General features: G+C 42.6%; 20 protein-coding genes. 1 reads left to right on the top strand and 19 read right to left on the bottom strand.

Annotated features, from left to right (window positions below):
- Nucleotides 1-28: 28 nt before the first annotated feature.
- Nucleotides 29-946: a LysR family transcriptional regulator gene (locus F993_RS00995; RefSeq protein ID WP_004657523.1), complete on the top strand. Its 918-nt coding sequence runs from the start codon at nucleotides 29-31 to the stop codon at nucleotides 944-946.
- Nucleotides 947-999: 53 nt separating this feature from the next.
- On the opposite strand, the gene madM is transcribed toward F993_RS00995, so the two are convergent.
- The 19 genes from madM to F993_RS01090 all read right to left on the bottom strand — a co-directional run bounded on the left by madM (nucleotide 1,000) and on the right by F993_RS01090 (nucleotide 19,274).
- Entirely contained in the window at nucleotides 1,000-1,761 is a 762-nt protein-coding gene (gene madM, locus F993_RS01000) for a malonate transporter subunit MadM (protein ID WP_004657522.1), read from the bottom strand.
- Between the two features lie 39 nt (nucleotides 1,762-1,800).
- Nucleotides 1,801-2,202 carry a malonate transporter subunit MadL gene (madL, locus tag F993_RS01005; RefSeq protein WP_004657521.1) on the bottom strand — a complete coding sequence of 134 codons (402 nt, stop codon included), beginning with the start codon at nucleotides 2,200-2,202 and terminating at the stop codon, nucleotides 1,801-1,803.
- Between the two features lie 42 nt (nucleotides 2,203-2,244).
- Entirely contained in the window at nucleotides 2,245-3,189 is a 945-nt protein-coding gene (gene mdcH / locus F993_RS01010) for a malonate decarboxylase subunit epsilon (RefSeq protein ID WP_004657519.1), read from the bottom strand.
- 12 nt (nucleotides 3,190-3,201) lie between these two features.
- A complete protein-coding gene (locus F993_RS01015; RefSeq protein WP_085942731.1) occupies nucleotides 3,202-3,810 on the bottom strand; it encodes a malonate decarboxylase holo-ACP synthase in 609 nt (202 codons plus the stop codon).
- Complete coding sequence (gene mdcE / locus F993_RS01020) at nucleotides 3,801-4,628, bottom strand: biotin-independent malonate decarboxylase subunit gamma (protein WP_004657516.1); 828 nt, start codon at nucleotides 4,626-4,628, stop codon at nucleotides 3,801-3,803. Before mdcE ends, F993_RS01015 begins: the two co-directional genes overlap by 10 nt.
- Complete coding sequence (locus F993_RS01025; RefSeq protein ID WP_004657515.1) at nucleotides 4,625-5,476, bottom strand: biotin-independent malonate decarboxylase subunit beta; 852 nt, start codon at nucleotides 5,474-5,476, stop codon at nucleotides 4,625-4,627. Before F993_RS01025 ends, mdcE begins: the two co-directional genes overlap by 4 nt.
- The gene (locus F993_RS01030; RefSeq protein ID WP_032812787.1) at nucleotides 5,469-5,768 is read right to left on the bottom strand and encodes a malonate decarboxylase subunit delta; all 300 of its coding nucleotides are present in this window, start codon (nucleotides 5,766-5,768) and stop codon (nucleotides 5,469-5,471) included. Before F993_RS01030 ends, F993_RS01025 begins: the two co-directional genes overlap by 8 nt.
- A gap of 2 nt (nucleotides 5,769-5,770) precedes the next feature.
- Nucleotides 5,771-6,655: a triphosphoribosyl-dephospho-CoA synthase gene (locus tag F993_RS01035; protein WP_004657511.1), complete on the bottom strand. Its 885-nt coding sequence runs from the start codon at nucleotides 6,653-6,655 to the stop codon at nucleotides 5,771-5,773.
- On the bottom strand, nucleotides 6,655-8,334 hold the full coding sequence (gene mdcA, locus F993_RS01040) for a malonate decarboxylase subunit alpha (RefSeq protein WP_004657509.1): 1,680 nt from the start codon (nucleotides 8,332-8,334) through the stop codon (nucleotides 6,655-6,657). The genes F993_RS01035 and mdcA overlap by 1 nt, the downstream gene beginning before the upstream one ends.
- 159 nt (nucleotides 8,335-8,493) lie before the next feature.
- Nucleotides 8,494-9,267: a sulfite exporter TauE/SafE family protein gene (locus F993_RS01045; protein WP_004657507.1), complete on the bottom strand. Its 774-nt coding sequence runs from the start codon at nucleotides 9,265-9,267 to the stop codon at nucleotides 8,494-8,496.
- Nucleotides 9,268-9,278: 11 nt separating this feature from the next.
- Complete coding sequence (gene truB, locus F993_RS01050) at nucleotides 9,279-10,172, bottom strand: tRNA pseudouridine(55) synthase TruB (RefSeq protein WP_004657504.1); 894 nt, start codon at nucleotides 10,170-10,172, stop codon at nucleotides 9,279-9,281.
- A 137-nt stretch (nucleotides 10,173-10,309) separates the two neighbouring features.
- Entirely contained in the window at nucleotides 10,310-10,681 is a 372-nt protein-coding gene (gene rplS / locus F993_RS01055; RefSeq protein ID WP_004657502.1) for a 50S ribosomal protein L19, read from the bottom strand.
- A gap of 193 nt (nucleotides 10,682-10,874) precedes the next feature.
- A complete protein-coding gene (gene trmD, locus F993_RS01060; protein WP_004657500.1) occupies nucleotides 10,875-11,615 on the bottom strand; it encodes a tRNA (guanosine(37)-N1)-methyltransferase TrmD in 741 nt (246 codons plus the stop codon).
- A 45-nt stretch (nucleotides 11,616-11,660) separates the two neighbouring features.
- Nucleotides 11,661-12,209, bottom strand: coding sequence for a ribosome maturation factor RimM (gene rimM, locus F993_RS01065; RefSeq protein ID WP_004657498.1), 549 nt, complete (start codon nucleotides 12,207-12,209; stop codon nucleotides 11,661-11,663).
- Nucleotides 12,210-12,225: 16 nt separating this feature from the next.
- Entirely contained in the window at nucleotides 12,226-12,483 is a 258-nt protein-coding gene (rpsP, locus tag F993_RS01070; protein ID WP_004657497.1) for a 30S ribosomal protein S16, read from the bottom strand.
- Nucleotides 12,484-12,646: 163 nt separating this feature from the next.
- Nucleotides 12,647-13,228 (bottom strand): type IV pilin protein, encoded by a 582-nt coding sequence (locus F993_RS01075; RefSeq protein WP_004657495.1) that lies wholly within the window; start codon nucleotides 13,226-13,228, stop codon nucleotides 12,647-12,649.
- The gene (locus tag F993_RS01080) at nucleotides 13,212-17,471 is read right to left on the bottom strand and encodes a pilus assembly protein (protein WP_004657494.1); all 4,260 of its coding nucleotides are present in this window, start codon (nucleotides 17,469-17,471) and stop codon (nucleotides 13,212-13,214) included. Before F993_RS01080 ends, F993_RS01075 begins: the two co-directional genes overlap by 17 nt.
- Nucleotides 17,472-17,484: 13 nt before the next feature.
- Nucleotides 17,485-18,252: a pilus assembly PilX family protein gene (locus F993_RS01085; protein ID WP_004657493.1), complete on the bottom strand. Its 768-nt coding sequence runs from the start codon at nucleotides 18,250-18,252 to the stop codon at nucleotides 17,485-17,487.
- Nucleotides 18,249-19,274, bottom strand: coding sequence for a PilW family protein (locus F993_RS01090; RefSeq protein WP_004657490.1), 1,026 nt, complete (start codon nucleotides 19,272-19,274; stop codon nucleotides 18,249-18,251). Before F993_RS01090 ends, F993_RS01085 begins: the two co-directional genes overlap by 4 nt.
- Between the last annotated feature and the right edge of the window lies 1 nt (nucleotide 19,275).

Raw genomic sequence — 19,275 nt, 5'->3', positions numbered from 1 at the left:
GGAAAGTCGTTAGTAACGGGAGATTGATATGGAAATTGATGAAGAACTCACTCTAAAAAAAATACAAATCTTTCTGGCTTTTATGCGCTGTGGAAATCTTTCTAAAACAGCAACTGAAATGCAGCTGAGTAATGTCAGTGTTCATAAAGCCTTACACTCCTTGGAAAGTGCCCTACGTTGCCCTCTTTTTAAAAATGAAGGTCGTAATTTAATTCCGTTAAAAAGCGCTTATGTATTCGAAGAACGTGCGCAAAAAATCGTACAGGACATTTTTATTACGGTGAATAAAACCAGAGAAGCTGCCGGCTTTGCAGCAAAAGTTCTACATTTAGGTTCTCTTTACTCTTTAACCGTAAAAACGATTCCAAATGTGATTAGCGGACTCAAATTAAGACGCAGTGAACTCGATATTCAATTACTTCTTAGCTCCAATCAGGATCTGGTTAAAAAGCTTAAAACGACGGAACTTGACGCCATTATTGTGGCACTCAATGAAACAACGCAAGATGATGACTTTGAAATTTTGCCCATGTTCTGTGATGATATTTTTTTAGCGGTAAATAAAGACTCTAAATATGCTGATTTTGAGGAAATTGATCTCAGCCTACTCAAACAAGAAACCTTTTTGACTTTAACTCAAGGCTTTGCCACCCATAATGACAGTGATTTCATTTTTAAAAAGGCTGGTTTTTCACCTAAGGTTGCCTTACAGCTCAATGATATTTTTACTTTAATCAGTATGGTCAGCTCAGGTGTTGGTTTTGCACTTTTGCCCGGCCGTATTTCTGCGGTATATGAAAGCTCGGTTAAGCTTATCCCCTTGAAACAGCAATATCATCTGCAACAGGACATTGGGTTGGTATTCCTGAAAAGTAAGGAACGTGACCCCAATTTGCTGGCCTTGATTGCAGAGTGTCGGATGTTTGCCTCTCATGTACAGAAATGAATGATAAGCAACTTATAGCAATGAATAAGTTGCAAATATTCATGCTTGATTAGTTATCCAAAAATCGCATTTACCGTCAGAAAAAATACAGAGGGGCCAAGTAAGCAGCCAAGACCTGTATAAAAGGTTGCCACCAATGCACCATAAGGAACTAATCGGACATCTGTACCTGCCAATCCCGCGGCTGTACCACTGGTTGTGCCAGCCAGCCCACCAAAGACCATGGCTGAACGTGGACTTTTTAGATACATGAATTTTGCAAGCAGTGGTGTGCCGACCATAAAGAACACCGATTTGATCAGCCCGATTGCGATAGAAAGCGCAATCACATCGGAACTTGCACCAATGGCTGTTCCTGTAATTGGACCCACAATATAAGTCATCGCACCTGCGCCAATCGTGGTCATAGAAATCGGATCTCGATATCCCATAACCCATGCCACCATTGCACCAATGACAAAAGGAACAATACAGCCAAGCGTGAGTGCAATTAAGCCAATTTTTCCTGCTTTTTTCACTTCTTTGACATCCACTTCAAATGCAGTTGATGCAATTGCCAGATCACGGATCATTGCACCACCCAAGAGTGCAAAGCCAGAGAAAATAGCAATATCAGAAATTCCTTTTGTACCTTGTGTATAGACGCCTGCACAATAAGCCACCACAAGCCCTAAAGTAATGGCGATTGCCGAGCTTTGTAGTTTTCCCTTGGTTAAATATTTTGACAGCAGATGGGATACAAACATCATCAAACCTGTGACCGCAAGTGCAGTCACCAAAGCATTTTTTGTAAATACCGTCATTAACTCGTCCATTGTTTAAATCCTTTTGTTATTCATTATCGTGAGAATTATTTATGCTGCTTTTTCAGTGCCTTCTATTGTCCATTCATAGGTTTCATAATCACCACTTAATCGATTTAAATGGCGAATAACCAGCACCGTCCCAATCAGAGAAGTAATAGAAACGATCAGCCCTAACATACCACCAGATAACGCTGCAACCACATTTTGTCCTGCTGACATCGCCACCACGATTGGAATATACATACCAGACCAATATAAGATTCCAAACTGTGTCACCTGTGGTAAATAACCTTTTTTTGCTAATAATTCTTTAGCGAGAATCAAAAGAATCATAGAGATGGCGACACCACCCACATTGGCTTTTACTCCGATAAGGACACCTAAGGTATTGCCAAGATAATCACCGAGTAAATGACAAATCGCTAAAATTGCTGTTCCATATATAATCATTGTAAATCCCTCATATCCTTGGATTACTTACTATTTTTTAAATCATATTCCCATAGAAATCTGATTTTCCTGTTCTTTTTGCATTGCCATTCCAATGCTGTCTATGCGCGTTCCTTGAAATGACAATACAGTTCCTTCTTGAAATGGTCGACGTGCAAGTGTCGTCAGTACCATTCCCGGTAAAGCTTCAATCTGTAATCTGACTCCTCGTTCCCATGCCGCCTGAATCATGCTTTCCCAATCTACAGTACGACTCATATTAAAAGCCAAGTCATCACCAATCTGTTCTGGCCTGCCAAGTGTACGCGCCGTTGTACCACTTAAATAACGTATTTTAGGCTGCTTTAAAGTCACTCCCTTCATAGACGCTGCAAGCTGCTCAGCTTGCGGACTTAATAATTCACAATGCGATGGCACCGATACATCTAATTTTTTTGCCACTACGCCTTGTTGCTTCGCCAAAACTGCAACTTGGTTCATGGCTTCAAAGCGACCTGAAATAACGATTTGGTTATGTGCATTAATATTGGCGACAAAAACCTGTGGCATTATTTCATAAACTTGTTTCACCCACTTCTCAACAGATGTGCGATCTGTACCTATTAATGCGGTCATGCCATATCCTGTTGGATAAGCGTTTTGCATAAGTTCACCACGATAGGCAACCAAACGAACAGCATCTTCATAGGCTAAAACGCCTGCTACAACTGCTGCCGACCAAGCACCAATCGATAGACCGGCTACATAATCAGGCATTAATTTTTCAGCAGTTAATAGGGCTGAACTCACCACACCTGAAATCAGTAAACATAGCTGTACTGAACGTGTCGATTGCAATGCAGCCGAGCTGTCCAACAACAAGACATCTTCTTTAAGTGCATCCGATGCACGCTCAAGGTATTCTTTAACCAGAGCCGTTTGTGGTAGGTCGTGCAGCATATTGCTTCTTTGCACTCCCTGTCCTGGATACACCCAAATCGAAGCCATGATATCTACTCCCTAATTCCATGGGTTTTCTACTAAAACAGCACCATCAGGACGCTTCAATAAAACTTTTCCACGATTCCCAGCCCACTCTTTTAACGCCAGACCACCTTTTGGCAGTTGAAGCTGAATATCGACATTCAGCCCTGCTTGCTGAAAATTTTCGAGTAACGCAGTTGCCTGCTTTTTGGCAAAAGGCTGTTCCGCTCGAATCAACAAGTCGATATCGCTGTGCTGGGTGACGGTTTCAATACCTGTTGCCAGTTCAAAACCAAAACTTCCTGTATATCCCCAACACCCTGAAAAACTTTTCATGATGTTGGAAATACTCTGTAAACGTTCTGCCAAGTGTTTAAAGTGACTGGTATTTACTTGGGTCAATGCTTCGGGTTTAAGCTGTCTAGTAATGGCCGATCGTGGCATTTGCGTTGCATATCGTTGATGACGAAATTGCCCTCTTACACCCACCACGACCTGATCTACAGAGGTAATTGCCCGTCGAACGACAACAGGATCGCCTCGTAGCAAAACCTCTTTCACCCAAAGCGGAGCATCATCAGCCAAACAACTGACCGTCATGCCCCACAGTAAATCATGGGCTTCCAGCTCAAGTTTCATGACCATTGCTCACGCAATAATTCACGCACCTGTTTAGACATCTGACGATTTTGTCCGTGAAGTCTTTGTTCCAGCCCTCTGGACGGCTCAGCATGAATCTCTTTAAACGCTTGTGCAATTTCCTGCTTTGCCAATGAAAGATCATTCACTGTTGGTTGCTCTGGATTCTCAACCGATAAAAGTTGAGATAACAATCCAAGCGTTGCATAACTCTCAATGTCATAGGCCATCGGTGGAATGCTTGAAGCCAATTGCTCTAACTCATCAACAGACCGCAGAGTAACGCGTGCAGCAGATTCTTTACCCATTGCATGCACCATAACACCTGAATCTTTTAAGGCAATAATACGATTGGCTTGGTATCCATGCGCCAAGAAAGCACCCGACATTGACTTACCAACCAATAAACTGACAATAGGATGACCTGCCAATCTGGCTCTGGCATAGCTATCTACGGCACCTGCTAATGCTTGATGGATACCCAGCAATTCTTCACGGCGTCCATAAGCCTGACTAGGCACATCCACCAGACATAAAATGCCACGTTTCGTTTCAGCATTTGCATCGGCCTGAATCACGTCATCAACAGCTTTTGCCAAAGTCCAACCTTCCAGCAATCCAACTTCACCTTGTCTTGCACGCGGGAACAGATTACTACTATCTGGAACAACAGCAATTACCCGTAGTGCTTGTTGACCGATCTGACCATCCGCAACCAAAACAGAAGCAGGAAAGCCTTCAACTACCTTAAAACCTCGTGTAAAAGCCTTAAACCAATCTGCACCTCGAGTAGATGCTTTTAATGTATCAACGGCGATATTCATGCTTGCTCTCCTTGATACAAAGCCTGAACCTGTGCTGGAGTAATCTGCTCGGCAGTATCGACTTGTTGTAGCTGCGCTAAATAAAATGCGTAATTTGAACTGCGATGTTGATAAGGCAAACCTTGTTTCAAATAATCAATCACTTGTTGACGGATTATATTGCGGTCATCATCCACATAAGCATCGGCCAAACCACTGGCGAAGCGCTGATTACCACCTGTAATACTCCAAATAAATGGACGATCTTTGGCGTTATATTCTTGTATGCCTGCTTCCTGCTCAATCACTTGTGGGCCATTCAACCCCAATCTGCCTTCTTGCGTCATCACAATATAACTGCATAATCCGGCAGCAATTGACATACCACCAAAGCACCCGACACTCCCAGCAACCACAGCAATCACGGGTTGATACTGACGTAAATTCACAATTGCGGCCTGAATTTCAGCAATTGCAGCCAAACCTAGATTTGCCTCTTGTAAGCGAACGCCACCCGTCTCTAACAGTAAAATTGCAGCAGTAGGAATACCCTTAAGATTATCTTCAACCGCAAGCTCTAAAGCACCCGCAATTTTGGCACCACCGACTTCACCCAAGCTTCCACCTTGGAATAAACCCTCAATTGAAATTATAACGACGAGGTGCTCTTGAATAGAACCTTTTGCAATCACCACGCCATCATCCGCTTGCGGGACAATATTCTGCCGAATCAGCCAAGGTGACATGACGCGTGCAAACGGATCAAGTAACTCTCGAAAAGTGCCCTCATCTAACAATGCTTTGGCACGTTCCCTTGCGCTGAGTTCAATAAAATCCTGTTTATTTAACAAACTCTCGATATCAGTCATGCGCAATCTCCTCTAATGCTTGTTCCAGACGTAAGCGAACCACACCGGGGGTTGCACCAAAATCATGAATATCAATTTTGACCGCTGGCGGTGTCTGTGCAGTAAAAATTCGCTCAAACAGATTGTGCCAACGTGCAGCACTACCATCCGCCGAAGTGACGACATGAATAGAAGCTTTCCCTTTCTCGCCAGGTTCCATCAGAATTTCTAAATCACCCGAGCCCACACACCCTACCAATGCTTTTTTTACAGGTGGCTCTGTCGCAACAAACTCAAAATGAAGTGTTTCCATCATCAAAATCCCTCTTTATTTTTTAAAGTTGACTGCTCAACACGATCTATAAACAAGGTTGCTGCCAACAGATCTGCAGCACCGCCGGCAGAAGCCTTCATACGAAGCAGATCAATCTCTAAAAGGTGCAAAGCACGTCGGCCTTCCAAGCTGGAGCTTCCGCCCAAATCGAGTACGTGCTGTGCCCCTTGCTGCATACGCTTTAAACCCGATATTCCCGAGCGATAAAGCACGCAGGTATCGGTCAGGTCAGTCATCATGGCAAGCAAGGCATCTAGACGAGCAAACGCTTCTTTCATAGGTTTATTGCGACTTTGATAAAGCTGCTTTAAACCAAAATTCACAATCGTTGGAAAACCTTGTTGAGCCTGTTCTTTGGCACCTAAAATGCCTAATTTCTTCTGTACCTGCTGACCATGACTTAAAGCCTGCTCAGGAATAAAACGATCTTCAAACTGGGCAAGCTGACCTGCTAACTGACATAGCTCAACAGCCGATAAATATTGTTGATTGGTACGTGCCAACGCTGCCGCCGTCACCATTAACCCCAAGGCCCAAATTGCCCCGCGATGTGTATTGACACCATCTGTCGCCAACATCATGACTTTTTCACCTTGGCGACCAATTTCACCAATGTCTTCACGCAAAACTAAACAAACTTTTCCGTGATGCACTGCGGCTTGAGCCATCGTCTCGAACATGGGCTTTAAGCTTTTTGCAGAGCGCTCCATTAATTCCAATGTCAGGTCATCATGGGCACCACTGCCACGGCGATCAACCAAGGCTGGTTTAGGCGTCAGATTCACTTCATCAATCAAAGCCTCGACCGCCATATCTGCCAGAAGCTGGCTATCGCTGAGTGTTTGATATTGAACTTGTGCCATCATTACCAACTCCTGAATTTTGCAGGGGGTTGATATAGACCATCTGACCATGTCACCAAGTCGGCAATATTTTTCGCAGCTAACAGCTCACGTGTTGCATCGGTGCGGCGAATACCTAAATCTTCAGGGAACACCACCAAGCCTTCGCTTCTTAAACGCGCTGTCGTTTTAGGGTCTTGGCTTAAACCAATACTGGTCACGCCTGCCACCGCAGCAATCATGGCTTGGCGCTCTTCTTGGCTACTTGCTTTATATAAATAAGCAATACCTTCTTCGGTGAGTAAATGCGTGACATCATCGCCATAAATCATGATCGGTGCTAAAGGTAGACCTGCTGTTTTAGCAACATCAATCGCATCAAGGCGTTTCACAAAAGTTGGTTTTCCACCTTCTTGGAAGGTTTCGACCATTTGCACAACCAGTTTTTTTCCACGTGCCAAATAGGTTTCTGTTTCATTAGCACCGTGCAATCGCATATCTAACCATGCAGGGGTATCGTGACGACGGCCGCGAGGATCATGCCCCATGTTCGGTGCACCACCAAAACCAGCCAAACGCCCCTTAGTGACAGTCGAAGAATGTCCCATACCATCGACTTGCAACGTTGCACCAATAAATAAATCAACTGCGTACTGACCTGCCAGCTGACACATCATACGGTTGGAACGCAACGCACCATCACGACCTGTAAAGAAAACATCGGAGCGAGCTGCAACATATTTTTCCATACCGAGTTCGGTACCAAAGCAATGCACGCTTTCTACCCAACCTGTCTCAATCGCTGGAATTAAAGTTGGATGAGGGTTCAGTGCCCAGTTTCTACAGATTTTTCCTTTTAACCCTAAAGACTCACCATAGGTCGGTAAAATCAGTTCAATTGCCGCAGTATTAAAACCAATGCCATGATTGAGAGACTGTACATTATGCTTTTCATAAATCCCACGAATGGCCATCATCGCCATAAGTACATGAACGGGTTTGATATGTTTTGGATCACGAGTAAATAGTGGTTCGATATAAAAAGGCTGATCCGCCACAACCACGTAATCAACCCAAGAAGCAGGAATATCGACACGTGGTAACTCTGAAACGTCATCGACCAGTTCGTTAACTTGTACAATCACAATCCCATCGCTAAAAGCCGCAGGTTCAATGAGTGCAGGAGAATCTTCCGTACTTGGACCCGTGTAAATATTGCCTTGACGGTCTGCCATAAAGCCCGCCGATAACACCACATTTGGAATGAGATCGACCACCAAGCGTGAATACAATTCGATATAGGTATGAATCGCACCAACTTCTAATAACCCATCTTCAATCAGCTGGCTAATACGCAAACTCTGTGGACCAGCAAAAGAAAAATCCAATTTGCGAGCAATACCTTTCTCAAATAAGTCGAGATGTTCTGAACGACCTACGCTCGGCATGATCATATGCAGATCATGCAAAACATCTGGATTGGTTTGTGCCAAAGAACGTGATAAAAAATCTGCTTGTTTTTGATTATTGCCTTCGAGGACAACTTTATCACCCGGTGTAATCAATGTTTCCAAGACTTTAATAATGTCTTGAGTTGGAATGATCACACCATCGGTATATTGGTTTGCCATGTCCAGCTTTAGCTGTTTCGCATGACGCCGCTTTGTCCATAACCGTTCTTTATTCTGAACTGAGCCTTCCATGTGTGCTTACCTATAGATCACAGTTTTATTCTGAATCTATAAAAGCGCTTTATGGAATTTTGATCAATCAACCTACAGTGCTGATTATTAACCTGAAGTTAATGGTTTATTCAGTAATAGCGGTGATCGCAGGATATCACCCCTTATTTATTAAAATATTTACGATGTTCCACTCAAAATCTGATAACCCAAGCGACAGATTAAAATACTCACTAAAATCAAGAATAAAATACGGATAAAGCCACTGCCGTATTTTAGAGCCAAACGTACACCCAATAACGAGCCTGCAATATTGGCAACCGCCATCATCAGCCCCAATGCAAACAACACATGTCCTGTCGGAATAAAGAAACTCAGTGCTGCCAGATTAGTCATGAAGTTGCCGATTTTAGATAATGCCGAAGCATGTAGAAAGTCGACTTGCAAAAAACGAATAAAAAAGAAAATAAAGAAACTGCCCGTACCTGGGCCAAAAATACCATCATAGAAACCAATCGCTAAACTGCCAATTGCAGCCAGTACCAATAACTTAGGCGTGATTTGTTGATCGACATGCACTTGCCCAAATTGCTTCTTCATAAAGGTATAAATCGCAATCACGATCAACATGACCAAAACAATTGGTCTTAAAATATGTGTGGGTACTAACGATACACACGCCGCCCCAATAAATGAGCTGATAAAGGCGAATAATGCAATCACACCGAGCAACGACCATTGCAATTTTACACGGCGTACAAATGAAAAAGCCGCCGACCCTGTGCCACAAATCGAGGCCAGTTTATTGGTGCCAAATAAGGTGGCAGGTGCGGTTTGTGGTAAAGCCCCCATCAGGGCAGGAATCTGAATCAAACCGCCGCCACCTACGGCAGCATCAATGGTTCCTGCACAAAAAGCAAAGAACACTAAGGTTAGAATCAGTTCCCATTCCATTGACGATACTCTTATAAATTTAACAAGCGTTTTGGTACTAGACGTTTTTTATCGGTGATTTCAGCCAAGCCTAGGCAACGTTCACCATCAAAAACCAACACTTCAGCTGCGGCTTCATGATCAATGTTACTTTCCTGACCGTTACCAAAATACTTTTCACGGCCTTCAGGCAATTGCACCCGAGGAAAATGCTCAACAGGTGCATAGACTGACAGTAATAATGCATCCCGTTCTTCCAAAGAAAGGCTTTCGAGATATTCAATGGTATAACTTGGATTAATCTCAAAATGGCCTGTTTGAGTACGATGCAATTGGGTTAAATGGCCACCACAGCCCAAAACCTCACCAATATCTTCACCTAAGACACGGATATATGTACCCTTTGAACAGGTCACATCCAGCGTTAAGCTATCTTCAGTAAAACTAATCAGTGTTAATTCATAGATGGTGACTGGGCGCGCTTCACGCTCAATTTCGATCCCTTTACGTGCTAATTCATAGAGTGGACGACCTTCACGCTTCAAGGCTGAATACATCGGTGGCACTTGCTGAATATCGCCTCTGAATTGCGCCAACACCTGTTCAATACCTTCAGCCGTTAAAGTTGGTACTTCTCTCTGCTGGAGAATTTCACCTTCAACATCACCGGTCGCCGTGGTTTGTCCTAACTTGACCGTGGTTTGATAACGTTTGGTCGAATCGAGTAAATAATGCGAAAACTTGGTCGCTTCGCCTAAACAGATCGGCAATAAACCTGTCGCTAATGGATCGAGCGCACCGGTATGCCCTGCTTTTTGTGCATTAAAAAGACGACGCACCTTTTGCAATGCTGAGTTAGAGCTTAAACCTAAAGGTTTATTTAATAGGAAAACACCGCTTAAATGACGATAAGAACTTTTTTTCATAAAAGAAAAATCAAAGCATAAAGACCTATTTTAGCAAAACTCGGCCTAGGATTTAAAAAAGGATTGGCTTTTAGCCACAAACAGACATAAAAAAATGCGCCAAAGGCGCATTTTCTTGCTTTACAACAAAGTTAAAATTAACCTTGTTTACGAGCTGGTAACTTTTCACGAATACGTGCAGCTTTACCAGACAACTCGCGTAGGTAGTAAAGTTTAGCACGACGAACGTCACCACGACGTTTCACTTCGATTTTAGCAACGATTGGAGAGTGAGTTTGGAAAACACGCTCAACACCAACACCGCTAGAGATTTTACGAACTGTGAAAGCAGAGTTTAAACCACGGTTTTTCTTCGCGATTACAACACCTTCAAATGCTTGAAGACGCTCACGGTCACCCTCTTTTACTTTAACTTGAACGATAACTGTATCGCCCGGTGCAAAAGCAGGGATGTCTGATTTTAACTGTGCATTTTCAACAGCTTGAACTAAAGGATGTTTACCACTCATTGTGGAATCTCCAATATGTGCGGGAGAGAAGAGGTCTCTGACACCGCTGGGAATAGAGGCTAAAGCGCATATCTCCCGTTTAACTTTCCCCTTAAGACCAACGTCTTAAAGAGCCTATTTTTAACTTAAACTAAGTTTAAGTAGAACTCGAAGCAAAGCTTCTCGTCGGGTACAAAGACAAACTGATACCAGTTTAACCTTTGGAATTTTTTAACCATTTCATTTGCTGTCTGCTCAACGCTACTTTTTCCACCAATTCTGGTCGGCGATCTAAAGTTCGTTGATAACGCTGCAAAAAACGCCATTTCTCAATATTGGCATGATGTCCTGATTTAAGTACCTCAGGCACATCCAGCCCTTCAAAATGGTCAGGCTTGGTATATTGTGGACAATCCAGTAAACCATCCACAAAAGAATCTTGTATCGCAGATTGCTCGTCAGACATGACATTGGGCAATCGACGAATAATACTATCAAGCAACACCATCGCTGGTAGTTCACCACCCGATAAGACGTAATCCCCAATTGACCACTCTTGATCAACATAATGCTGGATTAAACGCTCATCGACCCCTTCATAACGTCCACACAATACAATCAAACCATCGTAATCAACGAATTGTTGTACTGCCTGTTCATTTAAGGTTTTGCCTTGCGGTGACATATACACCACTGGGGCATGAACACAGCCTGCTTGTGTTGCAAGTTGTTTGGCATGGTTAATTGCTTTTGCCAATGGCTCGGCCATCATCACCATACCCGGACCACCACCGAAAGGACGTTCATCCACTCGTTTGTAGTTACCCTCAGCAAAATCTCGTGGGTTAATGCAAGTCACTTGCACGATGTCACGCTTTGCTGCACGTCCGCTAATCCCGTACGCTGTAATCGCTTCAAACATTTCAGGAAATAATGTGATGACTGCAAAAAACACCGCAGACTCCTCTATTTTCCTGCTGCGCTACCTTCCTCGAAAGGATTAGTAGTCTACGCCCCAATTGACGTAAATACGACCAGCTTCAAGATCAACGCGTTGCACCACATCTTTATGCCAAGGAATCATTCGCTCTTCAGCATCAATGCTATCAGGGGTCGCTTTGACGACCATGACATCATTGGCACCTGTTTCAAACAGTTCGTAGATTTGACCAAGATTAACTTCTTGCTCTTCATCATCAAGACCTAACACCGTTAGACCTTTAAGATCAGACCAGTAGTACTCGTCTACATCTGCTTTAGGAAGCTGGGATTTGGCAATCCAAATATTCGCGCCAACCAGATTTTCCGCACCCGTACGATCATTCACGTCCTTTAATGCAACAACCAAGCCTTTGCCATGTGGTTTCCAACGTTTTACATCTATGGTTTGCCAACCTGCCTTGGTCTCGATGTACCAAGGAAGGTAGTCAAACATATTGCTCATGGGTTCAGTATTTGAATACACCCAGAGCCACCCATTCAATCCATAAGCTGAACGCAACTGTCCAATCTGAATACGATCTTCTGGCACATTCTGTACTGATGTCATGGGCTACCTACTACTATTATGCAGTAGTTGCAGCTTTTTTAGCTTGAGCAGCTAAAGAAGCAACGCGATCTGAAGGTTGAGCGCCTTGAGCAACCCAGTGAGCAAAACGGTCAGCATCTAAACGAATTTTTTCAGCTTTACCTTGTGCAGTTGGGTTAAAGAAACCAATACGCTCGATGAAACGACCATCACGTGCATTGCGGCTATCAGTTACAATGATTTGATAGAATGGACGTTTTTTTGCACCACCGCGCGCTAAACGAATAACAACCATGAGAACAACCTTATAATTTTTACGGATTATCCCTGCGCCGACCATCGGCAACACTTCAAACCCCTTTCATAGAGGGCGATATTCTACGTTATATTTGCCTTGAAAGAAAGATTAAATTTCAGCTTATCCACAGATCTGAATTTAATTTATAAAATCTGCAGTCTTACCAGTCCTCAGCAGCATTACCACAACTTGATGCCGTAATATTAGCTGCTGTTTTGGTCTTACATTTAAAACCCGCACTGGTCATCAGTAAGGAATAATTCCTCGGGCTTTGACTCACAGCTTTTAAAGACCATGTCTGAGCATTCACAGTTAATGTGAGCGTAAACTTCTGATTGCCAATACTTGAATTTAAAGGGAGCAACAAGCTGCTATTGGTTGCACTCGGAATGGTATAATAGGCACCTTGATTACTCGCAGTACCTTTCAGGGCAAAACCATCATAACTAAAGTTACGTGCTCGATGTTTTTCCAATAGCTCGGCAACTTTGAGCATTTCTTGTTGCGCCGTAGATAAATCTGCACGGCGGATATAGGTGTCATAACTGGGAACAGCAATTGCTGCAATAATTGCAATAATTGCCACCGTAATCATCAGTTCAATTAAGGTAAAGCCTGAATTGTGACGATGGTTTCCCTGCTCAGTAGGCCCGCGACTCCACCTAAGGAGGCGAGCGTGCAAAGCCTCCCCTTCATCTGAATCAATACACGGACCTAACTTCTTTTTATTCATTACGTTCATACCAAGTCAGTGGCACCAATTGGCGACGCATTTGATTGACAGGTAAACCACTCAACGTATTGCTACTATTCCCCGAAATTAACCCACGTGATTGTAAATTGTTTTTGCTTGTAGAACCTGCGCCAACACTGAGTGCCACAATGCCATCACCAGATTTACCCACCAATCCAACGGATTCCGAAAGCTGCGTTTGCTCACACACACCAAATGGTAAACAATAACGATACACCTCAGTTTTCCCACGAACCTGAACAGGGCAGGTTGGTGTTATGCCTCGATCATAAACACTGGCATACAAATTCTTGTTCATCACAACCATTTCATCTGTAACTTTTTTCGCATTGGAAAAAGAAACAGCCCAACCATTTGGCATCAATCCTTTTACTTCTGCAATATTCTTATCTTTAGCTTCATCTTTACCCAATATGCCACGTAGCGCTTTGCCTGTTGTGGTTAAATCAATATCTTTTGTCTCCAATTTATCTGCTGCCAAAGTATATAAATTAGTTTTGATTACATCGCGATCAAACAAATTATAAATAGCCCCCGAGCTAGAATCACTGGCTGGTAAACTACGATTGCCTGAGGCAATGCTAATGACAGCTAATGGTTGCTCATAGCCATAGACCGTAAAGTTTGGTGCATCAAAGAATCGTGGGCTAAGACCGCCAGCGACATGTAAATTTAAGATACGTGTCGCGCGTTGTGCAAAATCACCTGTTGTTGTATTGGCATTGATATCCACTCGCCAAACCTGCCCCCCTAAGTCACCAAAATACAAATGATCAACTAAACCATTGCCATCACGATCAGCGACACTGATACGACTGACAACGCTATAATCCATATTCGTTACATTTAAAGCATTCTCTTTTGCAGTATCATTTTTAGTTGTTGCACTTGAACTTGCCCACCACAATAAATCACCATTATCAGCATCAAACATATAAACTCCTGCACCTTTTTTATTGGTTTGGTTATATGTTGGGCACTCATACCCCTTGTTACTATAAGCAGATAAACTCACACCTGTTTCCGACTCAGCACAAGCAACCGTCCCTGAGGCATCATAGCCACCTCCTACAAACATCACTTGTTTACGTTGTCCTTTCCAATTGACATAAGCAATTGTAGGTTTAGACCAACTTTGCCCCATATTCTCGATTGCTGAGAATGCTTGCCCTGCCGGATTTGCTGCTGAATAAACTTTGCCTGTATTTGGATCGATATGGAATTTGATTTCGGGCTTGTCTAGATCTGCAAGGTTAAGTGCATAATAACTACGCCCTCCCATACGCAAACCACCATATAAAGTTTGTTTTCCTGTTGCGATGACAATATCTTTATTCTTTGCTTGCTGAACAGTTGCATAAACTTTGCCATCACTACCCATACCATAGGCATATTCGGTATAAGCGGTCCACGCACCGTCTATTCCATACGGCATATCAGGCCAATAACCTTTACGGTCTTTTAAAAATGCTTTTCTTTGCTCAGCATTTTCCAGCATTTCATTTGGTACAAAAGCAAATTTCTCTGTGCCATCGTCAGCATCCACGACATGTAATAAACCTTGAGTTGAACCAAAAGCAATGTAGTCATCCCGATCAATTTTATTCGTATCAAACTTAGCATATTGAGTCAGTTTTAATGGCGTAGAATGCAGTGACATACCCACTTGCCAAAGTGGTTCGCTTTGCGTAAGGCTATTTCCTGTTGCACTTTCGGGATTATCTAACTGATAGCCCAAAAGACTCATTAAATAACCACCATAGCTATCTTTGGCAGAAGCATTGATTGCACAGCGCGCCTCACTTGAATCAGCCAAATAATCAGTTGTTACTTTTTTCAGGCTTGAACTTTCAGCAAAAGTCCCATCAGTTTTACAATTTCGATTAATCCATAGTTTACGCACTGATGCATCCGCCTTTGTTGGACGTAAGGTCTTAAGTTGACCTAATGCCCCCCCTGTAAATAATTTAGTATTTTTATTTTGGTCTTCTAATTCATTACTATTCCATTGGTCTTTCCAATCCACCATACGGATAACATTATTTCCACTGGTCATATCTGTAACGGAGTATTTTTTAAGATTCCCAAACCAATTTTGTTGATCTGCTGGTGCAAACATACTGTTATATACATCATTGCTCAATTGATAGGGTGTTAATGGATCAGTTGGTATGGTTTGTAAGCCCATAAATGGTGCTGATTCCACATCAACAATATGCTGATTAAAATTGACAATACTCTGTGCAATCCCCCCGGTACTTGCTTCTGTATACCAGCCACCTTTACCTTCTTTCCCCCAATATGCAAGATTCCTCACATCTCCAAGTTCTGCGTCGGTTGTAGGCTGAGTCGGCAAAATGATATCAACCACATTTAAAAGTGGTCTTAGATCAGCAATAATACTCAAGAGACTCAATGCAGCATTTAATAAATTTTTTACACTGCTCAACAAAGTATTGACAATACTGCCACCTGTACCTGCACCAATGACAGTGTCGCCATTAAGCCGTACATAATTAAACTCCTTACCAATACCTGCTACACCTGTTTTAATCTCAACCTGCGTTCGATAAGCAGCATTGCTATCCAATAATGCTTTGGAATAATTCGCTAAGCATGCCCAAGTCGCTGTAGAGCTACCCAACTCCCAACCACTTGGCGGAGTTGCCTTACAAAAATCATTGATATTGGTTGTTGCAGTTTTTCCAAGTGATTTTTGCATAATGCGCTGTACTCCCAACGCATCAGCTGGCACAAGTTTTGGTGCATTGCCTGTTAAAACGAAAATCCCTTGCGCTTGGCATTGTGACGTTGTCGCTCCACTTATTTTTTGTTTGATCGAAGCTGGATTATCATAATCATCACTATTTGCCTTCATTGGAATAGTCGTAACACGATAGTTATAGCCTGAATAACTCGCATCCGCAGCATAGTAATAACGAACCACGCTCTTATTGGTATTGCCAGACAACCATCCAAGCAATGCTCCCAACAAATCGCCTAGCAGCCCATTGCTTGGTGTTACTTGTTCCGTACGAATGTAACCCGTTGGAATGGTATATTCTTTTAAATCTTGTGACCAACCACCCTTTTTTTCATATGAGGTACAATCATTATCTGCTTGTCGAGTTAAACATTTATATGCAACACTTGGCTTAGCTACAGGCACTTCAAACTCAGACAGAACCTCGCCTGTTGCTCTGGTATTATGTCCAAGTAAATAAGCTCCAGTTTCGGCATAGGCTGTGACCAACGGTGATTCTGGATTATTTAATAAAGCAATAAGTGTTGCAGGAAGACTACCAATAAGCCCAAGTACATCTGTCACTAAACCAAGAATATTAAGTCCATCAAGTACATTTCCAAGAATACCCACCACTTTGTCTAACGTATTTCCTAATGGATCAGAACTTGGTGCCAAACCGTCGATTGCGGCTTTAAGTGCTTTTCGTTGGTTACTATCATCGGCTACAACTGTACCACTTTCATCTTTATCGCCCTTTTTATAACCTAGCTCTAGTGCAGGCACGACAATCATTCCTGCTTTTTGGTTTACACCACTACCGTTTTTAGCAGGAGCAACCGAAAGACCTATTGCTGTTTTAGAAGATAATGCCGTAACCCCATTCTTTGCATTACCATTTAAAACATCACGTACAGCCATTTTGATTCGGGATAGACGACTATAACAACGATAACCTTCACCTAAGTTAATATTCACGGAAAGGATTTTATTACTTCGGACAGGCTCACTTGCTTCAAGCTTAGAAAATGGCGTACAACTGGCACGCATATAATCTAATGAACTTTGCAGACCTAATAAACTATTTTTTTGGGTTCCTGTGATGGTGTCGACCGTACCTAATAAGTCTAAAACTGCTTTTGGAAACACCACATCACAATAGACCTCTGTTCCAGCTGGTGGTGTCAACTTAACATCCACAACTGGCAATGCCCCAACAACCGCAAAAACTTTACTGCTAATACATAATGGATAGTCTTTTAATAAGTCCAATGCAGGAGATCCCATGCTTTGGGAGGTATCTACCATTAACATAATCGTGCTATTTCCCCCACTACTCCCTTGTCGGTAGATCTCAACATCACTTGCATGAACAGTGGGTGAAACAACAAAGAAACACGACAATGCAGAGCTGATCAATACAATCCATTTCGTGTTGTTAATAGTCACATTGATTGGTTTTTGTTGTTTCATCTTATTATTTTTCATGATCATTTCTCCCTTATGAACCTGATGGCTCAAAGTCAGATAAGAAGCGATATTCTGCAACTTGTGTGCTATATAAAATATTTTTCTCTTGTAGGCACTGAACCAATCCTGTTTCTTTTTTTTCAATCGCTTCTGGCGTTAGCTCAATACTTTTATTCAAACACCCTGTTTTCGTATCAAATAAATCACTATTGGGGTTTGAAAGTAGCCCTTCCATTACTGAGGTCACCTGTACACGCAAACGGATACTATTTTCTGTTTTTGCACCAATAGCATCTGTGCCACGCGCTAAATCCGAAAAAGGTTGAGCCGTAGAGGCTGCTTTTTTAATATGAATCTGGGTCACCACTTGTGAACGTCCGCCAGAAAACTGGGTTACATCACGTTTATCTTCACTACTAAGCGCCTGACATGCTCCACCACCTGTTGCCATCAACTGACTATGTTTCGTCGCACCATCCCAATACAACCAACTCGCATTTGACAAGTTAAAAGGCTGGGTTCCCTTAAAACAGAAAACCAGTTCTTTATTCCAGTTATCCTCATTCTTAAAGAAACCAACAATCCCATTGGCAGAGGCCATATTCTGCTGAATATCCGGATTTTGAAAATACATCAATGCTGCATCAGCATTTTGTGCCAATAACGTTTGTATTTGATTATTACTCACTAATTTTAATGAGCTCACACTTTGTCGAATAGCGAGAGTTCCTATGATCGTGATCATCAATACAATCATCAGTACAACAATCAGTGTCGAGCCACGTTGAGCATATCTCATGTTCCAGCCCCCCCATTTGTACAGGTTGTGGTTTTACTGCTATCGCAACCCTCTGAAACCCACCCCATCGCATTTCTTAAAGAAATTGTTTGATCCACAGCCTGACGTAAATAATTATCCTGAGAAGCGGGCGTGAGACTGACTTTGGTGCCAAGGACTTGAAATGGCTCTTTATTTCTTTGGTTAATCACAGCTGGATTGCCTGTTTTATTATCAGAACGAACCAAGACACCAATTTGAATGGCATGCACATGCGGACGAACAGTCAAGGTGACACCATCAATATTTTTTTTAGCTGGCGTCAATGCCATATAGTTCTTTACATCTGTATAAGCTAGGGTACTATTCGTACTATTAAGATCGCCATCCATATACCCCAAACGAATCTGAAAAAGATCCACATTAGGTAAAATGACCTGACTTGTACCCCAAGCCAGCTTTAAGCGATCAGTTGATGTCTTGGTATCAAGCATCGCTTGTGTATATTGTGCGGCTTGGCAACGTAAAGATTGCCGCGGGTCTGTTGACGTAGAACCAACATAATAACGCTGTACCACGAAAGTCCCATTCGCAACATCCGCACCAGAACAATCAAGACCGCCTTGAGGTGCTTGATAACGAATCAACAATTGATCATTGGTTAAACCCGTTACATTGGCATTCCCAAAACTAGTGATTTGGTTATTGGCAAAACAGTCTGCGCAATTTAGATCAACCGCCGCGCCCACATTATTTGAAGTCAGTAAAATACCTGCATAAGCGGTTTGGTCATTAATCGCTGGGACTGGGGAGCTTAAATTAGCTTTACGGATATCATCCACAATAAAGTTTAAACCCAAGCTGGCATTGTCTTGAATATGCGCCATTGCTTTTTGCAATTTATAACTGGTAATACCTGTGATAAATAATTGAATCGCAGCAGCGACAATCAGCAAACCCAATGTCAGTGAAATCATCAGTTCGATCAGGGTAAATCCTGCCTGAACCTTACTATATTTTAGATTGAAGAGGCCTGTTTCCATT

The sequence above is a fragment of the Acinetobacter proteolyticus genome, assembly GCF_000367945.1.
GTDB lineage: Bacteria > Pseudomonadota > Gammaproteobacteria > Pseudomonadales > Moraxellaceae > Acinetobacter > Acinetobacter proteolyticus.
Note: the sequence above shows the minus strand (reverse complement) of the source record. Positions and strands in the feature narration are given on the sequence as shown.